Below are 18785 nucleotides of genomic sequence, written 5' to 3'. Positions count from 1 at the left end.
TGGAACGTTTAAAAGGGTAAAATCCCTAACCTAACTATTGTCTTTTTCACAGGTACGTCAAGACACACTTTTAGATTATTTTGATCAAAATCAGCTACGGAGAAGGATATGCAACGCTGCGGTTGGGTGACTCAGGATCCCCTCTATCTCGCCTATCACGATGAAGAGTGGGGCGTGCCACAAACGGACGGACAAAAGCTCTTTGAGATGATTTGCCTTGAGGGGCAACAGGCGGGATTATCCTGGATTACGGTGCTTAAGAAACGCGAAAACTACCGTCATGCCTTTCATCATTTCGACCCACAGCGCGTTGCGGCAATGGGGCCTGATGACGTTGACCGGCTGGTGCTTGACGCCGGGATTATCCGCCATCGGGGAAAAATCGAGGCCATTATTGGTAACGCGCGCGCCTACCTGGCGATGGAGCAAAACGGCGAGCCTTTTCGCGAATTTGTCTGGTCGTTTGTTAACAATGAGCCTCAATTGACCACCGCCACCGCGCTCAGTGAATTACCGACCTCCACCCCGATTTCAGATGCTCTCTCCAAGGCGTTGAAAAAACGCGGCTTTAAGTTTGTCGGCACCACTATTTGTTACTCCTTTATGCAGGCCTGCGGTCTGGTGAATGACCACGTTGCAGGCTGTATCTGCCACCCTGGAGGGCCGCATGATTCGCAAATGGCAAAATGACAATCTCTCTCCTCTGCTCACCCTGTGGCTGGAAAGCACCATTTTTGCGCATCCGTTTATTGCTGAAAAATACTGGCAGGACAGTGAGAAACTGGTGCGTGAGGTCTACTTACCTTCGGCACAAACCTGGGTCTGGGAGGAACATGGCACGCTGCAGGGGTTTGTCAGCGTGATGGAAACACAGTTTATAGGCGCGCTTTTTGTTCGCCCGACCACGGTCAGGCGTGGCATTGGTAAAGCGCTGCTTGACCACGTCAAACAGCACTTTAGCGCCTTAAGCCTGGAGGTGTACCAGAAAAACGAACGGGCCGTGAATTTCTATCATGCTCAGGGCTTTCGTATTGAAGACAGCGCCTGGCAGGAGGATACCCAATCCCCGACGTGGATCATGAACTGGCAGGCGGATCAAACGCCGTCAGCGTAAGCGCAGGCCCGGTGTATTTTTCCATCCATGCCAGCGCCGTATTGCCCGCGCAGCCATTCCCCAGCTTCGAGCTGGGGATATCTTTGGTCAGCACGTTAACCGCACCGTTTTTACAGATCCCGCCTTCATCACGCTCAAGATCCGGCCAGGCTCCCTGATGAATACAGATAACACCAGGCTTGATCCCCTCGCTTACCACCGCTCCGGCCAGCACCTGCCCACGCTGGTTCCAGACGCGCACCAGGTCACCATCAGAAATACCACGCGCGTTGGCATCAATCGGGTGTAACGTCACCGGCTCACGCCCTGCTACCGCATACTGCTCGCGCAACGAAGAGTAGTTCAGCTGACTATGCAGACGGTGCGCGGGGTGCGCCGACAGCACCTGTAACTGTTCAGCCTCGGCGTTGCCGTGCCACTCATCCGGCTCCAGCCACATCGGATGTGGCGGGCAGTCGGCATAACCGAATCCGGCGATGCGCGCCGAGTAAATTTCGATTTTGCCGCTATCGGTTTTCAGCGGATGCGCCTGCGGGTCACGGCGGAAATCGCCAAAGCGAACAAACTTCGCATTCTCGGCGTTCTCCGGCATTTCCAGAATGGCGTTCTCTTCCCAGAATTGTGCGAAAGGCGGTAGCGTCACCCCCTGTGCCGCACCACGCTGACCCGCTACCTCATAGAACGTCTCCAGCCATTGCAGGTCGGTTTTGCCCTCAGTGAACCGCTCGCGCCCGCCTGCTTCCCACAACTCGCTGAGATCGGCAAAGACCTCAAAGTCATCTCGTGCTTCGCCCTGGGGCGCCACCACCCGCTTCATTGGCACCATATGCTGGTTACTGTAATCACCGGTCATCGTCAGATCGTTGCGCTCAAACGAGGTGGTGGCGGGCAATACGATGTCGGCGTGTTTCGCTGCCGCCGTCCAGAAGCACTCGGAAATCACAATCAGCTCCGGCTTTTGCCAGGCGCGGATCAGGCGGTTGGTATCCTGGTGATGGGTAAAGTTTGCCCCACCCGCCCACCAGATAAACTTGATATCCGGGAAGTGGCGATCCATCCCGTTGTGCTGATAGAAAGCACCGGGTTTTTCCAGTGCCTCGATAATGCGGGCCACGGGGATTTTCTCGACCGCTTCAATACCGTCTTTCACCGCACCCTGCATGGAAGCCAGCACCGCTGCACGCCGCGTTGGGTTGCCGCCGTTGGCAAAGTGATAAGAGAGGCCAAAGCCCGTTCCCGGCAGGCCAATCTGCCCGAGCATGGCGGCAAGGGTAACCAGCATCCAGTGTTTTTGCTCACCAAACTGCTGACGCTGCATGCCCCAGCCAGACATCAGCATGGTCTTATTTTCGTGGAAGAGTTGCGCCAGTTCACGGATTTTCGCCGCCGGAATACCGCAAATGCCGGCCGCCCACTCGGCGGTTTTGGCAATGCCGTCGCGCTTACCGGTCAGGTATTCAGCAAAGACGGCATACCCCTCGGTACAGCGGCTGAGGAAATCATCATCCTGCCAGTTGTTTTCCACCAGCGTATGGGCTATCCCCAGCATCATCGCAACATCGGTGCCCATATGCGGGGCCAGCCACTCAACGCTGTCACCGAGGAAGTCGACGGTTTCCGATCGCATCGGATCAATGCAGATCAACCGTTTGCCGCTTTTACGCAGCGCGTCGAAATAAGGAATGCCTTGTTCATCCGTGGCGTTCCAGGCGATTTTCAGGGTATTGAGCGGGTTGGCGCTCCAGAGGACCACCACATCGGCATGCTCCAGCACCAGGGGCCAACTGGTCTGCTGCTGATAGACCTCATTGCCGCCGACCACGTAAGGCATGATGGCCTGCGCCGCGCCGGTCGAGTAATCGCCCAGATGCCCGGTATAACCGCCCGCCAGACTCATGTAGCGCTGCAACAAGGTCGCGGCTTTATGCAGCACGCCGTTGGAGCGCCAGCCATAGGATCCGGCGAAAATCGACGCCGGGCCATGCTGTTCGCGAATGCGTTTATGCTGCTGATGAATCAGCGCGAGCGCATCATCCCAGGAGACACGAACAAACTCGTCCTGCCCACGTAGGCCCTGTGGGCTGTCAGGCGAGGCCAGAAAGCCTTTGCGTACCATAGGGAAACGTACACGGGTTTTACTGTGCACCTGATCGCGCACAACCGTTTGCAGCGAGTTCGGATGGTCAGTGGGTAACGCGCCACGGGAGGAGAAGACCGTTTCGCCGTCGGTGTCGACCAGCATCGGCCCCCAGTGGGCAGCCGTCAGAATGGTTTTAATGTCAGAGTTTGCCAACGCGCGCTCCTGGTGCATGCAGGTGATGGCCGCGTCGTTGTCGCAGCCTTATGGAATAGGAAAGTCGCGCTCTATCATCCACAGGCGCGGCCAATTGGCAAAGAATTAAACGTCATGACGGCGATACACACGGAGATAAGCGGGATTTCCCCCTTGCCTGCTCCATTTTTCGCGCTATGGTGTGGTCACATTCTTCAGGCGAGAGAAGCAGTCATGGCGAAAAAGACGCGCGCGACGATCAGTGATGTCGCGAAAGCCGCAAAAACGGGCAAAACCAGTATTTCACGCTATCTGAACGGCGAAAAACACCTGCTGTCAGAGGCGCTGCTGGCGCGTATTGAAACCGCCATTGCTGAACTCGACTATCGCCCGAGCCTCATGGCTCGCGGCCTGAAGCATGGGCGAACCCGCCTGATTGGGCTGATCATCGCTGACATCACCAATCCCTATTCGGTGCATGTGCTGAGCGGCATCGAAGCCGCCTGCCGGGAGATGGGATTCACGCCGCTGGTGTGTAATACCAACAATGAAATCAACCAGGAGCTGCACTACCTTGACCTGCTGCGCAGCTACCAGGTGGAAGGCATTGTGGTCAATGCTGTCGGGATGCGCGAAGAGGGGCTTAACCGCCTGCAGCAATCCTCACTGCCGATGGTGCTTATCGATCGCAAAATCCCGGACTTTGCCTGCGATGTGGTCGGGCTGGATAACACCCAGGCCGCCACGACGGCCACCGAGCATCTGGTCGAACAGGGCTTTGAAGCGCTGCTGTTCCTGAGCGAGCCGCTGGGCACGGTCAATACCCGCCGCGAACGTCTCGCTGCCTTTCGCGCCACCCTTGCCCGCTACCCCGGTGTGGTCGCCGAAAACGCCGAAGTGCCACTGCATGAAGCCGAGCAGATGGATAACACCTTGCGTCAGTTCCACACCCGTCACCGCGGCATGCGCAAAGCCGTCATCTCCGCCAATGGCGCGCTGACCCTTCAGGTCGCCCGCTCGCTAAAACGCGTCGGTCTCCACTGGGGCAGCGATATCGGCCTGCTCGGGTTCGATGAACTGGAATGGGCAGAGCTGGCCGGAGTCGGAATCACCACCTTAAAACAGCCCACCTGGCAAATCGGCTATGCCGCTGTTGAACAAGTAGTGCAACGCATTGAAGGGAAAAGCGATACCGTGCGTGAACGGGTTTTTTCCGGCGAGTTAATCGTGCGCGGCTCTACCGCACGATAATTCCCCTTCGTGATGACGATCATAAATTCAACACACTAAACTTTTCTTTGGAACCGGTTCCATTTAGCGTTAAAGGCAGATGCAGTCTTTAACTCCGAGGAGCCGGAAGATGAAAAGAAAGATCATCGTGGTTACCGCCGCCTATGGCAACGAACAGATTCGCGCGCTCGGTGGGCAGCTTGCTGTTCTGCCGATCATCGCCGAAGCGGGCGCTGACGGCGTGGAAATTCGTCGTGAACTGCTGAGTCCGAAAGAGCTCAGCCACCTGGCCTCACTCTCCTTTGCTATCGAAGCCCATAACCTGCTGGCTTGTTACTCCGCACCCGAGCCGTTGTGCCTGCAAGATGGCTCGCTGAACCCACGCCTGCCAGCCCTGTTGGAAGAAGCCTACACCCTGAAGGCGCTGTGGCTGAAAGTCTCGCTGGGCCACTATCAGCAAAAAGCAGCGCTTGAGCAGCTGCGCGACTGGCTGGAAGAGAGCGGTATGGCGCTGGTGGTGGAAAACGATCAGACCGAATGCGGCCAATTAGCCCCCATGCAGCGCTTCAAAGCCGCCTGCAGCGTGCTGAATCTTCCGGTCACGCTGACCTTCGACACCGGCAACTGGCTGTGGGTGGGGGATGCCCCGGAAGAGGCCGCTCGCCACCTGGCCCCTGCCGTGAGCTATATTCATGTTAAGGCCGCCGTGCCACATCACGATCGTTTTCGTGCCGTAGCGCCCGACAGGGCCGATGAGCGCTGGCTCTCATTGCTGAACCAACTGCCCCCCGATGCCCCCCGCGGCATTGAGTTCCCGCTTGAAGGGGACGACCTGACCGCCGTCACCCGTCATTACGTTAATTTGTTACGTGAGGAGTAACGCCATGCATAACCCGCTTGATGTCATCACTATCGGCGAAGCTATGGCTATGTTCGTTGCCACCGAGACCGGTGACCTGGCCGATGCCGAGCATTTTGTAAAACGCGTGGCAGGTGCGGAGCTGAATGTGGCTACCGGGCTGGCGCGTCTTGGCATGAACGTAAGCTGGGTCAGCCGCGTGGGTGACGACAGCTTTGGCCGCTTCGTTCTGAATTCCCTGAAAAAAGAGAAAATCGATACCTGTGGCGTCACCGTAGACTGCCGCTTCGCAACGGGCTATCAGCTTAAATCTAAAGCAGAAAATGGAACCGATCCCATTGTGGAATACTTCCGCAAAGGGTCCGCTGCCAGTCACCTCTCGACCGATGATTTTGACGCTGCCGTCTTCCTCCGGGCGCGTCATTTGCACTTGAGTGGCGTGGCGGCGGCACTCTCTTCCACCTCTTATGCGCTACTGGAACATGCGGCGGCAACCATGAAAGCGCAGGGTAAAACGATCTCCTTTGACCCGAACCTGCGGCCGGTGCTGTGGAAAAGCGAAGCGGAAATGGTGGAGAAGTTAAATCGCCTCGCTTTCCAGGCCGACTGGGTACTGCCAGGGCTGAAAGAGGGGGTCATCCTCACCGGCCAGCAAACGCCGGAGGGTATTGCTGATTTCTATCTTGAGCGCGGCGTAAAAGCGGTGGTGATAAAAACCGGTCCGGATGGCGCCTGGTACAAAACCGCTAATGGCGAGCAAGGCGCAGTCGCCCCGGTGAAGGTGGACAACGTAGTGGATACCGTAGGCGCGGGAGATGGCTTTGCCGTTGGCGTTATCAGCGCTCTGCTCGAAGGTAAAACGCTGCAACAGGCCGTACAGCGCGGTAACAAGATTGGCTCGCTCGCCATCCAGGTGTTGGGTGACAGCGAAGGGCTGCCGACTCGGGAAGAGTTGGGCGAATAACGAGTTTTACATCCTCACTCTGACGTTTTCTCCCTCGCCCCTCGGGGAGAAGGCCGGGGTGAGGGGAACATATAATGCGACACAGCCACCCAGGCCCTACAACCCGGCGGCGCAAACCTCAACCATAGAGGCAACCTTATGAAAAGCTCGACAAATGCAGCAAAACGCTGGCTTTACATCATGCCGATTGTTTTCATCACCTACAGTCTGGCCTACCTCGACCGCGCAAACTTCAGCTTCGCCTCCGCCGCGGGTATCAACGACGATCTGGGGATAACCAAAGGGGTCTCTTCCCTGCTGGGCGCGCTCTTTTTCCTCGGTTACTTTTTCTTCCAGATCCCCGGCGCGATTTATGCAGAACGCCGCAGCGTGCGCAAACTGATTTTCGTCTGCCTTATTCTCTGGGGTGGCTGCGCCTCCTTAACCGGGATGGTCACCAACATCCCGATGCTGGCCGCCATTCGTTTTATTCTCGGGGTGGTGGAAGCAGCGGTCATGCCCGCGATGCTGATTTACATCAGCAGTTGGTTTACCAAATCAGAACGCTCGCGGGCGAACACGTTCCTGATCCTCGGTAACCCGGTCACCGTACTGTGGATGTCGGTGGTGTCCGGTTACCTGATTCAGGCGCTCGGCTGGCGTGAAATGTTCATTATTGAAGGGGTCCCGGCCATCATCTGGGCCTTCGCATGGTGGATGCTGGTTCGTGATAAGCCCACGCAGGTAGGCTGGTTATCGGCAGATGAAAAATCGGCGCTGCAGACACAACTGGACCAGGAACAGCAGGGAATTAAAGCAGTACGTAACTATGGCGAAGCCTTCCGCTCGCGTAACGTTATCCTGCTGTGTATGCAATATTTTGCCTGGAGCATTGGTGTTTACGGTTTCGTACTGTGGCTGCCGTCAATTCTCCGCAACGGTGGGGCCAATCTCGGTATGGTCGAAGTGGGCTGGCTCTCCTCCGTTCCGTACCTGGCCGCAACCATTGCCATGATTCTGGCATCCTGGGCTTCTGACAAACTGCAAAACCGTAAATTATTCGTCTGGCCACTGCTGTTGATTGGTGGACTGGCCTTTATCGGCTCCTGGGCCGTGGGCGCCAACCACTTCTGGGTCTCCTACACCCTGCTGGTGATCGCCGGTGCCGCGATGTATGCCCCGTACGGTCCCTTCTTTGCCATTATTCCGGAAATGCTGCCGCGTAACGTGGCGGGTGGCGCGATGGCCCTCATTAATAGCATGGGGGCGCTGGGGTCCTTCTTTGGTTCCTGGTTTGTCGGCTACCTGAACGGCGCAACCGGCAGCCCGTCTGCCTCGTACATTTTTATGGGGGTGGCACTTTTTGCATCCGTGTGGCTTACTTTAATTGTAAAGCCGAGTCCTAAGCCCGCTAACGATAAAACGATTTCCACAGGTGCACGACACGCCTGAATCATACGAGGGAGAATTCATGAAGCCGTCCATCATCCTGTACAAAGCACTGCCTGAAGAGTTGCAACGTCGTCTGGAAGCACAGTTCACTATCACGCAGGTGCCGAACCTGCGTCCTGAAACGGTAGAACAGAACATTGATGCGTTTGCCAATGCTGAGGGGCTGCTGGGTTCCAGTGAAAAGGTGGGAAGCGCCCTGCTGGAGAAGATGCCGAAGCTGCGTGCAGCATCGACCATCTCCGTCGGCTATGACGCTTTCGATATGGATGTGCTGAATGCGAAGAAAATTGTGTTGATGCACACCCCGACCGTGCTGACCGAAACCGTGGCCGATACCATCATGGCGCTGGTGCTCAGTTCCGCACGCCGCGTGGTGGAAGTGGCCGAACGCGTGAAGAAAGGCGAATGGACCAAAGGCATCGGCCCGGACTGGTTCGGTGTCGATGTCCACCATAAAACGCTGGGTATTGTCGGCATGGGCCGCATTGGCCTGGCGCTGGCTCAGCGCGCCCACTTTGGTTTCGGCATGCCGATTCTTTACAACGCACGCCGTCAGCATGAGGAAGCTGAAACCCGCTTCCAGGCGCGCTACTGCGACCTCGACACCCTGCTAAAAGCGTCTGACTTTGTGGTGGTCGTCCTGCCTTATACCGATGAGACACACCACCTGATTAATGCAGAGAAATTTGCCCTCATGAAATCGTCCGCCATCTTCGTCAACGCCGGGCGCGGTCCGGTGGTTGATGAAAATGCGCTGATTGAGGCGCTGAAAAAGGGCGAAATTCATGCCGCCGGGCTGGATGTGTTTGAGAAGGAACCGCTGCCGGTCGACTCTCCGCTGCTGACCTTACCTAATGTGGTCGCACTGCCGCATATTGGTTCCGCCACGCATGAAACGCGATACGGTATGGCTGAATGCGCGGTCGACAACCTTATTGCCGCACTGAACGGCAAGGTCGAGAAAAACTGCGTTAACCCGCAGGTCACGAAGTAATCCCTTCCCTGTAGAAACAAAAAAGAGGCGAACCTGTCGCCTCTTTTTTATTACGGTCTTCGCGCTTACTGGGTCGCGTTTACCGTGGCCGTCCACGCCTGAGTAAATGCCTGATGCTGTGCCGCAAGCGGTCCAATCAGCGTATTGTACTGGCTGGCCTGCTGCGAGGTCGGGAACTGAATGCCGTTCGCCACAAAGCTCACCTGCGTGCCCTGCTGCGCAATAAAATCACCCACCTGTACCAACTGCTGCGTGAAAATTTGTGCTGCCGGGATAAGCGGTTGCAAGGCATTAGCCGGGCTGCTCACCACTTTCGAGTAAATCTGATCAAAGACCGGCTTGAGATCGTCAGACTGTTTCAGGGCAGAATGCGCAGCATCCGCCTGCATTTTTGCATTCTGTAACTGCTGGCTTAACACGCCCAGAGAACCATTCGCCTGGCGCAGTGGCTCGCGTTGAGTCATGTAATCCTGCGGCACACGAATCGCGTTCACGCTGTCGACAACCGGACGCAGACCGGAATCCATCGCCTGATTCACCTGCTGGGAATAGCCGTACAGGATCGCGTAATCGGACACGAACGGACCAAATTGTTTTTTCTGGTCAGCCGTCAGCGCGGGAAGACGTTCGCTACTACGCATTGCGGTGTTCTGCAGGAAATCGATAAACGCTTTACGCTGATCGCCTTCTTTGTCAAAACACCCACTCAGGCCAACCACCATCAGTAACGCCGCAAGTGGCGCAAACCAGCGAGAACAGGACGTTCCTGTCGCCATTTTAAGCTCCTTAAACCCATAAAAAACACAGACTGGCACCCGCGTGCCCAACGCTGACAAGGATAGTCCAGGTCGGCCTCAGAGGATACCCTTTTCCTTGTATTCTTATTGACGTAACCGCAAACACAACGCTTACGTATTCACCGCGTTTCGTCATGCGACTTTTTGCTAACCATTTACAAAAAAATACTGACTTAACACAGATTGTGCGTAATCAAGCAATTAAGGTGTAGCGAAACGTTTGAATATGCATTCTGAAAGCATCAAAAGACCCTTAGCATGCAATATATCTCTTGCAGGGCCCTGCACACGGCGTTTTACCGACTATTCTTAGTCTTGCTGTATCTCTATCCGCTGTGTGATTTTGAGGAGTTCTCAATGGAATATAAAGATCCGATGTTTGAGCTGCTAAGCAGTCTGGAACAGATTGTTTTTAAAAAAGATGTAACGCAAGCGGTAACACTTACCCAGAAGCCGAATACATTCAATGAGCTGGAACAACTCCGCCGTGGCACTGGGTTAAAGTTAGACGACTTTGCTCGTGCGATGGGCGTGACCGTATCGATGGTCCAGGAATGGGAATCGAAACGCGTGCGTCCCTCAGCAACCGAAATGAAACTGATGCGCCTGATTCATTCCAATCCGACGCTCAGTAAGCAGTTGATGGACTAAAGTAGTATGCTCAGGCCCCCGCGATGTCGGGGGTTTATGTTTTCAGACTCTTGCTTCGCCAATAATCTCTGACTCGCGCCACTCAAGACTGTGCGTCAATTTTAACCCCCGCAAAAACGCCTCATCATGTGACACCACTAACAGGGCCCCCGGAAAGGTGGCTAATGCCGTCTCAATCGCGCTCGTCGACGCCAAATCCAGGTGGTTGGTCGGTTCATCAAGCAGTAACAACTGGGTGGCCTCGCGCCGCCAGAGCACACAGGCCAGCGCGGCTTTCAGACGCTCTCCCCCGCTGAGTGCCGACAGCGGCAACGTGACCTTGTCCGCACTCAGCTGCAACTGCGCCAGACGCGTACGTAGCGTGCCCTCTTCCAGAGGCGTGTCTTCAAGGCGGAGATGCGCAAGCACGGACAGTGAGAGATCGAGATGCGAAAGATGCTGATCGAGATACGCCGTCGTGACCGGTACGTGACAGTGGCCGGCAAGCGGCGCCATTTCACCCATGATCACCTTCAGCAGCGTCGATTTTCCACAACCGTTTGGCCCTCGCAACGCCACCCGCATCGGCCCATCCATTCGCCAGCTGAGCGGCGCGCGGGGTACATGCGGCAACACCAGGTCTTCCATGACCAGCACCTGCTTGCCTTCCGCAATCCGACTTCCCGGCAGCGTAAAGAGTACCGGGGCCGCCGCCTCCACCCTCTCCCGCGCTTCGTTTATCGCCGTATTGAGCGCCTCGTTCTGCTCACGATGTTGATGACGGAAGGCACCAGGCCGCTCCTTTGCCGCCCCCTTGTATTTCACCCGCTCAAACGAGGCGATATTCAGCGTATCGACGGTACGTAAGGTCTGGGCAGAGCGCCGCTGGCTGGCATCATGCTCTTTTTGCAGTCGAAGACGCGTGCGGCGGCGTTCAGTGGCGGCATGGTCCAGCGCCGCCTGTGCGGCCTGCTGTTCCGCATCACGCAGGCGCAGGTAATCTGCGTAATTGCCACCATAACTGCGCAATCCTGAGGGGGTAAGTTCAAGGATGCGTGGCAACAGCGCCAACAGTTCGCGATCGTGGGTCGCTACCAGGGTGCCGCCGCGTCTGCGGGTGAGTATGGCGTAAAACCACTCACGCCCCTGCCGATCAAGGTGATTGGTGGGTTCATCCAACAACAGATAATCCGGTTCGTGCATCAATGCAGCGCACAGCAGCGCCCGCATACGCTCGCCGCCGCTGAGCTGGGCGGCCAAACGTTCCGCGGCGAAGGGCGGTAGACTGGCGTCAGCAAAGGCGGCGTCCAGACGCTCCTGCAGATCCCAAAAACCGTCCATTCGCTCAATATCGTCGGCTTGATAATCGCCCTGTTCGATACGTTTGCGGGCGGCAAAGAGAGCGTCATAGCCGAGCAGTTCAGCCATTGTTGTTTCAGGTGTTACCGTCTGCTGTTGCGCAACATATGCCAGCGAGCCGAAGCGCTCGATATGCCCGTGAGCAGGCGAATCCAGCCCTGCCAGCAAACGTAGCAGACAGGTTTTGCCACTGCCGTTACGGCCAACAAGACCACATAGCTCAGTCTCAAGCGTGAGCGTTAACGGGCCAAAAAGGGTGTCGCCCGTCGCAAACTGACAGGTGAGCTGATGCAATATAAAAGAGGGGGATTGGGCGCAATGAGCCATAAGCACTCCTGATTGAAATCAATACCTCCCTGCCCGCACTCAGTGCGTTGCAAGGCGTGAAATTCATCAGTCGTGTTTGTTCATTTTTGGTGTGCGCTCCAGAATGACGAGGGCTTCGTCGGGGCAAAGGATAGACGCAGACCGGTCAGGATTTCAAGGTTAAATTTCGGCCAGTTTATTAATTTAAAAAAAAGCCCCACTTTATGGGGCCGTCTTCAATAATGAATAATATAAAAAGGATGCATTGAGAATACCCGACACCGAAAGAATGGCGGGGATCGCTCCCCGCCATAATCCCTTACCGTTTAATATCGCAGGCTAAAAACACCGCTAACTCCGTGTCATGATGTTTAAATTTAAGTTCACATAATGAATCGTGAACCATCCATATAGATAATAGAACAGTGAAACATATCACTATTAAACTACACAACAACGACTTTCGCGGCATCCTTTGCCTCTTTAGTTGATTTTCAACGAGTAAGAGGCTACCTTTATGGGGTCTAGGCATAGAGGGCCTCACTTTGATTTATAGTCAGGTGGGGCTTTTCTCTGTCTGCCTTTCAGCAAATGCCTGAGACAAACAGTCTCAAGCACCCGGCAGCATTCTAACGTAAATAACGCCACTACCGATGTTGATAGATTCTTAAATTAATTCTGCATAATCAATAACAACTTACCAATATATTTACACGAGTATTATTAAAGGAACATTTAATATTAATTTCAGATAATAAAAAACCCGCCGGGAGGCAGGTTTTTTTAATTAACGTAACCGTTACTGCAACAGCGAAATATCCGCGACCTGCAGGAACAATTCACGCAGTTTGGCGAGCAGCGTCAGACGGTTCAGACGTACATCTTTCTCTTCCGCATTGACCATCACGTTTTCGAAGAACTCATCTACCGGCTCGCGCAGTGCTGCCAGCTCAATCAGGGCTTCCTGATAGCGACCTTCAGCAAAGTACGGCTGCAACTTGTCACGTAATACAACCAGGTTGCCGGCCAGTTTAATCTCTGCCGCTTCTTTCAGCACGGAAGCATGCACAATGTCGTTCAGCGTTTCATCTGATTTCGCCAGGATGTTCGACACACGCTTGTTGGCTGCGGCCAGCGCAGAGGCCTCTTCCAGAGTGCGGAAGTGGGACACGGCCTTCATACGCGCATCGAAATCTGCCGGACGAGTCGGACGACGCGCCAGCACCGCCTGGATGGTATCGACGGTGTAACCTTCGTCCTGGTACCAGGCGCGGAAGCGACCAAGCATAAAGTCGATAACGTCATCCACAACCTTCGCGTTGGTCAGCTTGTCGCCGTACAGACGCACCGCTTCTTCGGTCAGCGTTTGCAGATCCAGATTCAGGTTCTTCTCAACGATGATACGCAGCACGCCCAGCGCAGCACGACGCAGCGCAAACGGGTCTTTGTCGCCTTTCGGATGCTGACCGATACCGAAGATACCCGCGAGGGTGTCCATCTTGTCGGCAATCGCCACGGCACAGGCGACCGGATTAGACGGCAGCGCATCACCCGCAAAGCGCGGCTGATACTGCTCGTTCAGCGCCACAGCCACATCTTCTGCTTCGCCGTCATGGCGAGCATAGTGCATGCCCATCACGCCCTGAGTGTCGGTGAATTCGAAGACCATGTTGGTCATCAGGTCACATTTAGACAGCAGGCCCGCGCGGGTCGCATGGTTAACGTCAGCACCAATCTGACCGGCAATCCAGCCCGCCAGCGCCTGAATACGGTCGGTCTTGTCGCGCAGCGTACCCAGTTGCTGTTGGAACAGCACGGTTTGCAGACGTGGAAGATTATCTTCCAGACGTTTTTTACGGTCGGTGTTGAAGAAGAACTCAGCATCAGCCAGACGCGGACGCACAACCTTCTCGTTACCGGAGATAATCTGAATCGGATCTTTAGATTCGATGTTGGCAACGAAGATAAAGTTCGGCAGCAACTTGCCGTCGTTGGCGTAAACCGGGAAGTACTTCTGGTCGCCTTTCATGGTGTAGACCAGCGCTTCAGACGGAACCGCGAGGAATTTTTCTTCGAATTTCGCCGTCAGCACCACCGGCCATTCCACCAGCGAAGTGACTTCTTCCAGCAGGCTTTCACTGAGATCGGCGTTGCCGCCAATTTTACGTGCGGCCTCTTCGGCATCGGCTTTGATTTTCGCTTTACGCTCAGCGTAATCCGCAATCACTTTGCCACGCTGACGCAGAATCTCAGGATACTGGTCGGCGTTGTCGATGGTGAATTCCGGCTCGCCCATAAAGCGATGGCCGCGAATGACGCGATCGGACTGAATGCCCAGAATGGTTGCCGGAATGAGTTTGTCACCCAGCAGCAAAGTGACGGTGTGCACCGGGCGCACAAAGTGGACGTCGCTTGCGCCCCAGCGCATCAGTTTAGGCACTGGCAGCTTAGCCAGCGAAGAGGCAATCATGTTCGGCAGCAGCGCTTCGGCACTTTCGCCTTTCACGTGCGCACGGTACAGCAGCCATTCGCCTTTGTCGGTCACCAGACGCTCAGCCTGGTCAACGGTGATACCACAACCGCGCGCCCAACCTTCTGCTGCCTTGCTCGGTTGACCGCTGGCATCGAACGCCTGGGCAATGGCCGGGCCGCGTTTTTCCACTTCGCGGTCTGGCTGAGAAGCGGACAGGTTAGCCACTTTCAGTGCCAGACGACGCGGGGCCGCAAACCATTCAACGTTGCCATGCGCAAGGCCAGCCGCGTCCAGTTCTGCCGTCACGTTGGCAGCAAAAGATTCCGCCAGGTTACGCAGGGCTTTTGGTGGCAGCTCTTCGGTGCCGATTTCCACCAGGAAAGTATTCTCAGACATGGCCGCCTCTTATTTATTCTTGTTGCACATCGGGAAGCCGAGGGCTTCACGGGAAGCATAATAAGCTTCAGCTACCGCTTTGGTCAGGGTACGAATGCGCAGGATATAACGCTGACGTTCGGTGACGGAGATGGCTTTACGCGCATCCAGCAGGTTAAAGCTGTGGGCAGCCTTCAGAATGCGCTCATAAGCAGGCAGTGGCAGCGGATTTTCCAGCGCCAGCAACTGCTGGGCTTCTTTCTCATACTGCTCAAAGCAGGAGAAGAGGAAATCCACATCGGCGTATTCGAAGTTATAAGTGGACTGTTCCACTTCATTCTGATGGAACACGTCGCCGTAGGTAGTTTTACCCAGCGGGCCGTCGCTCCAGACCAGATCGTAAACGCTGTCTACGCCCTGGATGTACATGGCCAGACGTTCCAGACCGTAGGTGATCTCGCCGGTCACCGGTTTACACTCCAGGCCACCAACCTGCTGGAAGTAAGTAAACTGCGTGACTTCCATGCCGTTCAGCCACACTTCCCAGCCCAGACCCCAGGCACCCAGCGTTGGGTTTTCCCAGTTGTCTTCAACGAAGCGAATATCGTGGATGGTCGGGTCCATACCCAGCTCTTTCAGCGAACCCAGGTACAGCTCCTGAATGTTGTCCGGGGAGGGCTTAATGACCACCTGGAACTGATAGTAGTGCTGTAAACGGTTCGGGTTTTCGCCGTAGCGACCATCGGTCGGGCGACGGGAAGGCTGCACATAGGCGGTCGCCATTGGCTCTGGCCCTAACGCGCGCAGACAGGTCATCGGGTGAGAGGTGCCGGCGCCAACTTCCATGTCCAGTGGTTGAACAATGGTGCAGCCCTGGCGAGCCCAGTAATCCTGTAAGGTCAGGATCAGGCCCTGAAAGGTCCTGGTATCAAACTTTTGCATATTATTTCGTGCTGGATACGTGTGGATTTAAGGAAGGGGTCAGTATACCCGCTGAGTGCAAGATATACAGTATGAAACAGGTCTGTTTAGGGAAAATTGAACATCTAGCGCATGGAAAGGTGTAAAAACTGCCCTTCCGGGTCAAAAGCGCAGACAAAACGCTCCTTCAGTGGGGTAAAGCCGCGCATTTCATAGCTACTCTGGAACTGTTCAAACCCCGTAACCGCAATCTTCTTTCTGTCGGTATTATAGCGAGACGCCGCATTCTGCCGGCACAGTTGTTCCATTTCCAGAGAGAGTGACGGGCTGACTTTCGCTTTCTGCGCCTTCTGCATCGGTTCAGGGTGCTGGCCACTGCAACCCGCCACAACCAGGAATAACGTAGCCGTCAAAACTTTGAAAATCATTTTTTCACCGTCAGGCTAACCTGCTGTTATTTTTAGTGGGGATGCATTTGAATAGCGGATTTTGCAAAGCCAGAGCCTGCTCTACAAGCGCAGGCGGGAAAACTCAGAATTATCCAATGAGAAACGGGAATAAATCATAAGTCTGAGTCTATTTAACGGGAAAACTGAGGAACTGATGTCGGCGAAAATTGACTGGATTGAAAATCTGCGAGGGATAGCCTGTTTAATGGTGGTAATGATTCATACCACTACCTGGTACATCACCAACGCCGCGAGCGTCAGTGCGTTTAACTGGGAAGTCGCCAATCTCCTGAACTCAGCGTCGCGGGTCAGTGTACCGCTCTTTTTTATGATTTCAGGTTATCTCTTCTTCGGCGAGCGCAGCGCACAACCCCGCCATTTCTTGCGTATCGGTCTCTGTTTACTGTTCTACAGCGCTCTCGCCTTTGCCTATATTTTCTTCTTCACCTCAATCAATAGCGATCTGTCGCTGAAAAACCTGCTGCAAAAACCGGTGTTCTATCATTTGTGGTTCTTCTTCGCGATTATTGTGATTTACCTGGTTTCACCGTTAATTCAGGTGAAAACCGTCGGCGGGAAAATGCTGCTGGCGCTGATGCTGGTGATTGGCGTCATTGCCAACCCGAATACGGTCTCGCAAAAAATAGGGGGCTTCGAATGGCTGCCCATCAATCTCTATATCAATGGCGATACATTCTATTATGTGATGTATGGCCTGCTGGGTCGCGCGTTGGGAATGATGGACACCAACAAAAAGCACCTCACTGCACTTAGCGCCGTGATCTTCGTGCTGGCGGTCTGGGCCATCTCGCATGGCACCTTGCATGAGCTGAAATGGCGCGGCAATTTTGCCGACACCTGGTATCTGTACTGCGGGCCGTTGGTCTTTATTTGCGCCATCTCCCTGCTAACCCTGGTGAAAAACACGCTCAACACCCGCGTTCTGCCGGGCCTGAAAACTGTTTCACGTCACTCACTGGGCATTTACGGTTTTCATGCACTCATCATTCATGCGCTACGCACCCGGGGGGTTGAAATTCAACGCTGGCCGGTGCTCGATATCGTCTGGATATTCAGCGTGACGCTTGCAGTAAGCCTGGTGTTGTCGATGCTGTTGCAGCGCGTTGATACGCGGCGCTACGTCAGCTAGGGATGCGCTGACGTGCACGGTGCAACTGTCGTGGAGAGGAAAAGCCTGCCGCCATTGCCGCCTGCTCCACGCCTCGTCCTTGTAAAAGCCATTGTTCTGCCACCGCGAGACGCAGCTTTTCGAGATAATCGCGCACGCTAATGCCCAAATGCTGCTGAAAAAGGCGTGTCAGGTGACGAGGGCTAATATGTGCCTGAGCGGCAATGTCCACCAGCGGCCACGCTTTTTGCGGCTCCGCAGTTAGAGCATCCTGTACCCGATGGATGGCAGGATGCATATGATTGCGATAGCGTAACCAGGGAGATAACTGCGGATCGTCACCGGAGCGGCGAAACCAGACCACCATCTCGCGGGCTACGGTCAGCGCCACTTCCGCACCGCACAACCGGTTAATCAGATGCAGCGCCAGATCGATGCCAGAGGTGATGCCCGCGCTGGTCCAGATACCCTGATCTTCTATAAAAATGCGATTTTCTTTCACCAGCGCAGCCGGGGCGGCGGTTTTTAATCTGCCGATAAGATTGTGGTGAGTGGTGCAATGAATACCGCTCATTAAGCCCGATTTTGCCGCCAGCAGTGCCCCCGAGCAGACGCACATGAGCTGGATCTTCTGCCGGTGGATTTCGGGTTGCAGCCGCATCAACCAGTGGCTTACCCGCGTCGCCTGAGGCGTGGCAAAGGCATTCGCGGAATCCGTCACACCGGGTAAAACCAACAAACTCCCTTCCGGTAATGTCTCCGGAAGAGGAGCAATACCCGTCATCGTGATGCCAATGGAGGTGGTGATTTCCGCGTCGGGCCCGATGTAATGCAGCCTGAAAGCCCCCTTCGCCAGCACAAAGGTCTCTGCCGGGCCGGTTAAATCCAGCGCCAGCAAGCCGGGCAACATCACAAACCAGACGTCGGTTGTCATAGGGATTTCAGAACCTCACTGACCGTTTTGATGGTGGCAAAACGGCCGTCCAGCACCGTCTCTGTGCGATGCCGAAGCGCATCGGAATCCAGCGTAATGCCTTTGTGCGTCATCGGGAAGGTTAATGTGGCTTCGCTGACAAAGGTCACTTTATAACCCAAATCGGAAGCCACCCGCGCCGTGGTTTCGCAACACTGTTCGGTGCGCATTCCGCAGATCATCACATGGTTGATATCACGCGTGCGCAGCCAGTGATCCAATCCGGTGTCGGTAAACGCATTGTGCACGTGCTTGTAAAAGGTCACCGCAGGCTGATGCGTCAAAAAGGACATCGGCGCCACAAAGCCATTTTCCGAAGAGAAAGGGCCGCCGTTGTCATTCACATGGAAAATATCCACCACCGGCACGCCATGTGACAAAGCCCCCTCAATCAGCGCGGTCATGTTCTGGCGAAACACGGGGAAATCATCCTCCTGCCAGAAATCACAATGCAGGAACGAAAGCTGGGTATCAATGTTGATGAGTGCAGTACGAGACATTTCAGGACT

Annotated in this window: 18 protein-coding genes; 9 read left to right on the top strand and 9 right to left on the bottom strand. The window is 55.1% G+C overall.

Annotated features, from left to right (window positions below; all coding sequences use genetic code 11):
* Positions 1–108 precede the first annotated feature (108 nt).
* Together tag and ACUY4Q_RS00995 are read left to right on the top strand one after the other, a co-directional pair.
* Positions 109–690, top strand: a complete 582-nt coding sequence (gene tag, locus ACUY4Q_RS01000; RefSeq protein WP_458045299.1) for a DNA-3-methyladenine glycosylase I — start codon at positions 109–111, stop codon at positions 688–690.
* Positions 668–1114, top strand: coding sequence for an N-acetyltransferase (locus tag ACUY4Q_RS00995; RefSeq protein WP_458045298.1), 447 nt, complete (start codon positions 668–670; stop codon positions 1112–1114). The genes tag and ACUY4Q_RS00995 overlap by 23 nt, the downstream gene beginning before the upstream one ends.
* Here ACUY4Q_RS00995 and ACUY4Q_RS00990 read toward each other — a convergent pair.
* The gene (locus tag ACUY4Q_RS00990) at positions 1077–3425 is read right to left on the bottom strand and encodes a molybdopterin guanine dinucleotide-containing S/N-oxide reductase (RefSeq protein WP_458045297.1); all 2349 of its coding nucleotides are present in this window, start codon (positions 3423–3425) and stop codon (positions 1077–1079) included. The genes ACUY4Q_RS00995 and ACUY4Q_RS00990 overlap by 38 nt on opposite strands.
* Positions 3426–3620: 195 nt before the next feature.
* Between ACUY4Q_RS00990 and ACUY4Q_RS00985 the strand changes: the two genes are divergently transcribed.
* From ACUY4Q_RS00985 to ghrB, 5 genes are all read left to right on the top strand, one after another.
* On the top strand, positions 3621–4637 hold the full coding sequence (locus ACUY4Q_RS00985) for a LacI family DNA-binding transcriptional regulator (RefSeq protein ID WP_458045296.1): 1017 nt from the start codon (positions 3621–3623) through the stop codon (positions 4635–4637).
* 109 nt (positions 4638–4746) lie between these two features.
* Complete coding sequence (locus tag ACUY4Q_RS00980) at positions 4747–5496, top strand: sugar phosphate isomerase/epimerase family protein (RefSeq protein WP_458045295.1); 750 nt, start codon at positions 4747–4749, stop codon at positions 5494–5496.
* Positions 5497–5500: 4 nt separating this feature from the next.
* Positions 5501–6439 carry a sugar kinase gene (locus ACUY4Q_RS00975; RefSeq protein WP_458045294.1) on the top strand — a complete coding sequence of 313 codons (939 nt, stop codon included), beginning with the start codon at positions 5501–5503 and terminating at the stop codon, positions 6437–6439.
* Positions 6440–6577: 138 nt separating this feature from the next.
* A complete protein-coding gene (locus tag ACUY4Q_RS00970; protein ID WP_458045293.1) occupies positions 6578–7870 on the top strand; it encodes an MFS transporter in 1293 nt (430 codons plus the stop codon).
* Positions 7871–7889: 19 nt separating this feature from the next.
* The gene (ghrB, locus tag ACUY4Q_RS00965; protein WP_458045292.1) at positions 7890–8864 is read left to right on the top strand and encodes a glyoxylate/hydroxypyruvate reductase GhrB; all 975 of its coding nucleotides are present in this window, start codon (positions 7890–7892) and stop codon (positions 8862–8864) included.
* Between the two features lie 65 nt (positions 8865–8929).
* On the opposite strand, the gene ACUY4Q_RS00960 is transcribed toward ghrB, so the two are convergent.
* Positions 8930–9640, bottom strand: coding sequence for a DUF3053 domain-containing protein (locus ACUY4Q_RS00960; protein ID WP_458045291.1), 711 nt, complete (start codon positions 9638–9640; stop codon positions 8930–8932).
* Positions 9641–10018: 378 nt separating this feature from the next.
* On the opposite strand from ACUY4Q_RS00960, the gene ACUY4Q_RS00955 reads away from it, so the two are divergent.
* Positions 10019–10312 carry an HTH-type transcriptional regulator gene (locus tag ACUY4Q_RS00955; protein ID WP_458045290.1) on the top strand — a complete coding sequence of 98 codons (294 nt, stop codon included), beginning with the start codon at positions 10019–10021 and terminating at the stop codon, positions 10310–10312.
* A 42-nt stretch (positions 10313–10354) separates the two neighbouring features.
* Here ACUY4Q_RS00955 and ACUY4Q_RS00950 read toward each other — a convergent pair whose 3' ends face one another.
* The 5 genes from ACUY4Q_RS00950 to ACUY4Q_RS00930 all read right to left on the bottom strand — a co-directional run bounded on the left by ACUY4Q_RS00950 (position 10355) and on the right by ACUY4Q_RS00930 (position 16153).
* Positions 10355–11977, bottom strand: a complete 1623-nt coding sequence (locus ACUY4Q_RS00950; protein ID WP_458045289.1) for an ABC-F family ATP-binding cassette domain-containing protein — start codon at positions 11975–11977, stop codon at positions 10355–10357.
* A gap of 298 nt (positions 11978–12275) precedes the next feature.
* Positions 12276–12428 (bottom strand): Hok/Gef family protein, encoded by a 153-nt coding sequence (locus tag ACUY4Q_RS00945; protein ID WP_458047447.1) that lies wholly within the window; start codon positions 12426–12428, stop codon positions 12276–12278.
* Positions 12429–12755: 327 nt separating this feature from the next.
* A complete protein-coding gene (gene glyS / locus ACUY4Q_RS00940) occupies positions 12756–14825 on the bottom strand; it encodes a glycine--tRNA ligase subunit beta (RefSeq protein WP_458045288.1) in 2070 nt (689 codons plus the stop codon).
* A 9-nt stretch (positions 14826–14834) separates the two neighbouring features.
* Positions 14835–15746 (bottom strand): glycine--tRNA ligase subunit alpha, encoded by a 912-nt coding sequence (glyQ, locus tag ACUY4Q_RS00935; protein ID WP_004126458.1) that lies wholly within the window; start codon positions 15744–15746, stop codon positions 14835–14837.
* A 104-nt stretch (positions 15747–15850) separates the two neighbouring features.
* Positions 15851–16153, bottom strand: a complete 303-nt coding sequence (locus tag ACUY4Q_RS00930) for a YsaB family lipoprotein (RefSeq protein WP_458045287.1) — start codon at positions 16151–16153, stop codon at positions 15851–15853.
* Positions 16154–16328: 175 nt separating this feature from the next.
* Between ACUY4Q_RS00930 and ACUY4Q_RS00925 the strand changes: the two genes are divergently transcribed.
* Positions 16329–17324, top strand: a complete 996-nt coding sequence (locus tag ACUY4Q_RS00925; RefSeq protein WP_458045286.1) for an acyltransferase — start codon at positions 16329–16331, stop codon at positions 17322–17324.
* On the opposite strand, the gene ACUY4Q_RS00920 is transcribed toward ACUY4Q_RS00925, so the two are convergent.
* Both ACUY4Q_RS00920 and ACUY4Q_RS00915 read right to left on the bottom strand, forming a co-directional pair.
* Complete coding sequence (locus ACUY4Q_RS00920) at positions 17317–18237, bottom strand: GlxA family transcriptional regulator (RefSeq protein ID WP_458045285.1); 921 nt, start codon at positions 18235–18237, stop codon at positions 17317–17319. The genes ACUY4Q_RS00925 and ACUY4Q_RS00920 overlap by 8 nt on opposite strands.
* Entirely contained in the window at positions 18234–18776 is a 543-nt protein-coding gene (locus tag ACUY4Q_RS00915; protein WP_458045284.1) for an isochorismatase family protein, read from the bottom strand. The genes ACUY4Q_RS00920 and ACUY4Q_RS00915 overlap by 4 nt, the downstream gene beginning before the upstream one ends.
* Positions 18777–18785: the final 9 nt, after the last annotated feature.

The organism is Phytobacter cepae (assembly GCF_054165735.1).
Note: the sequence above shows the minus strand (reverse complement) of the source record. Positions and strands in the feature narration are given on the sequence as shown.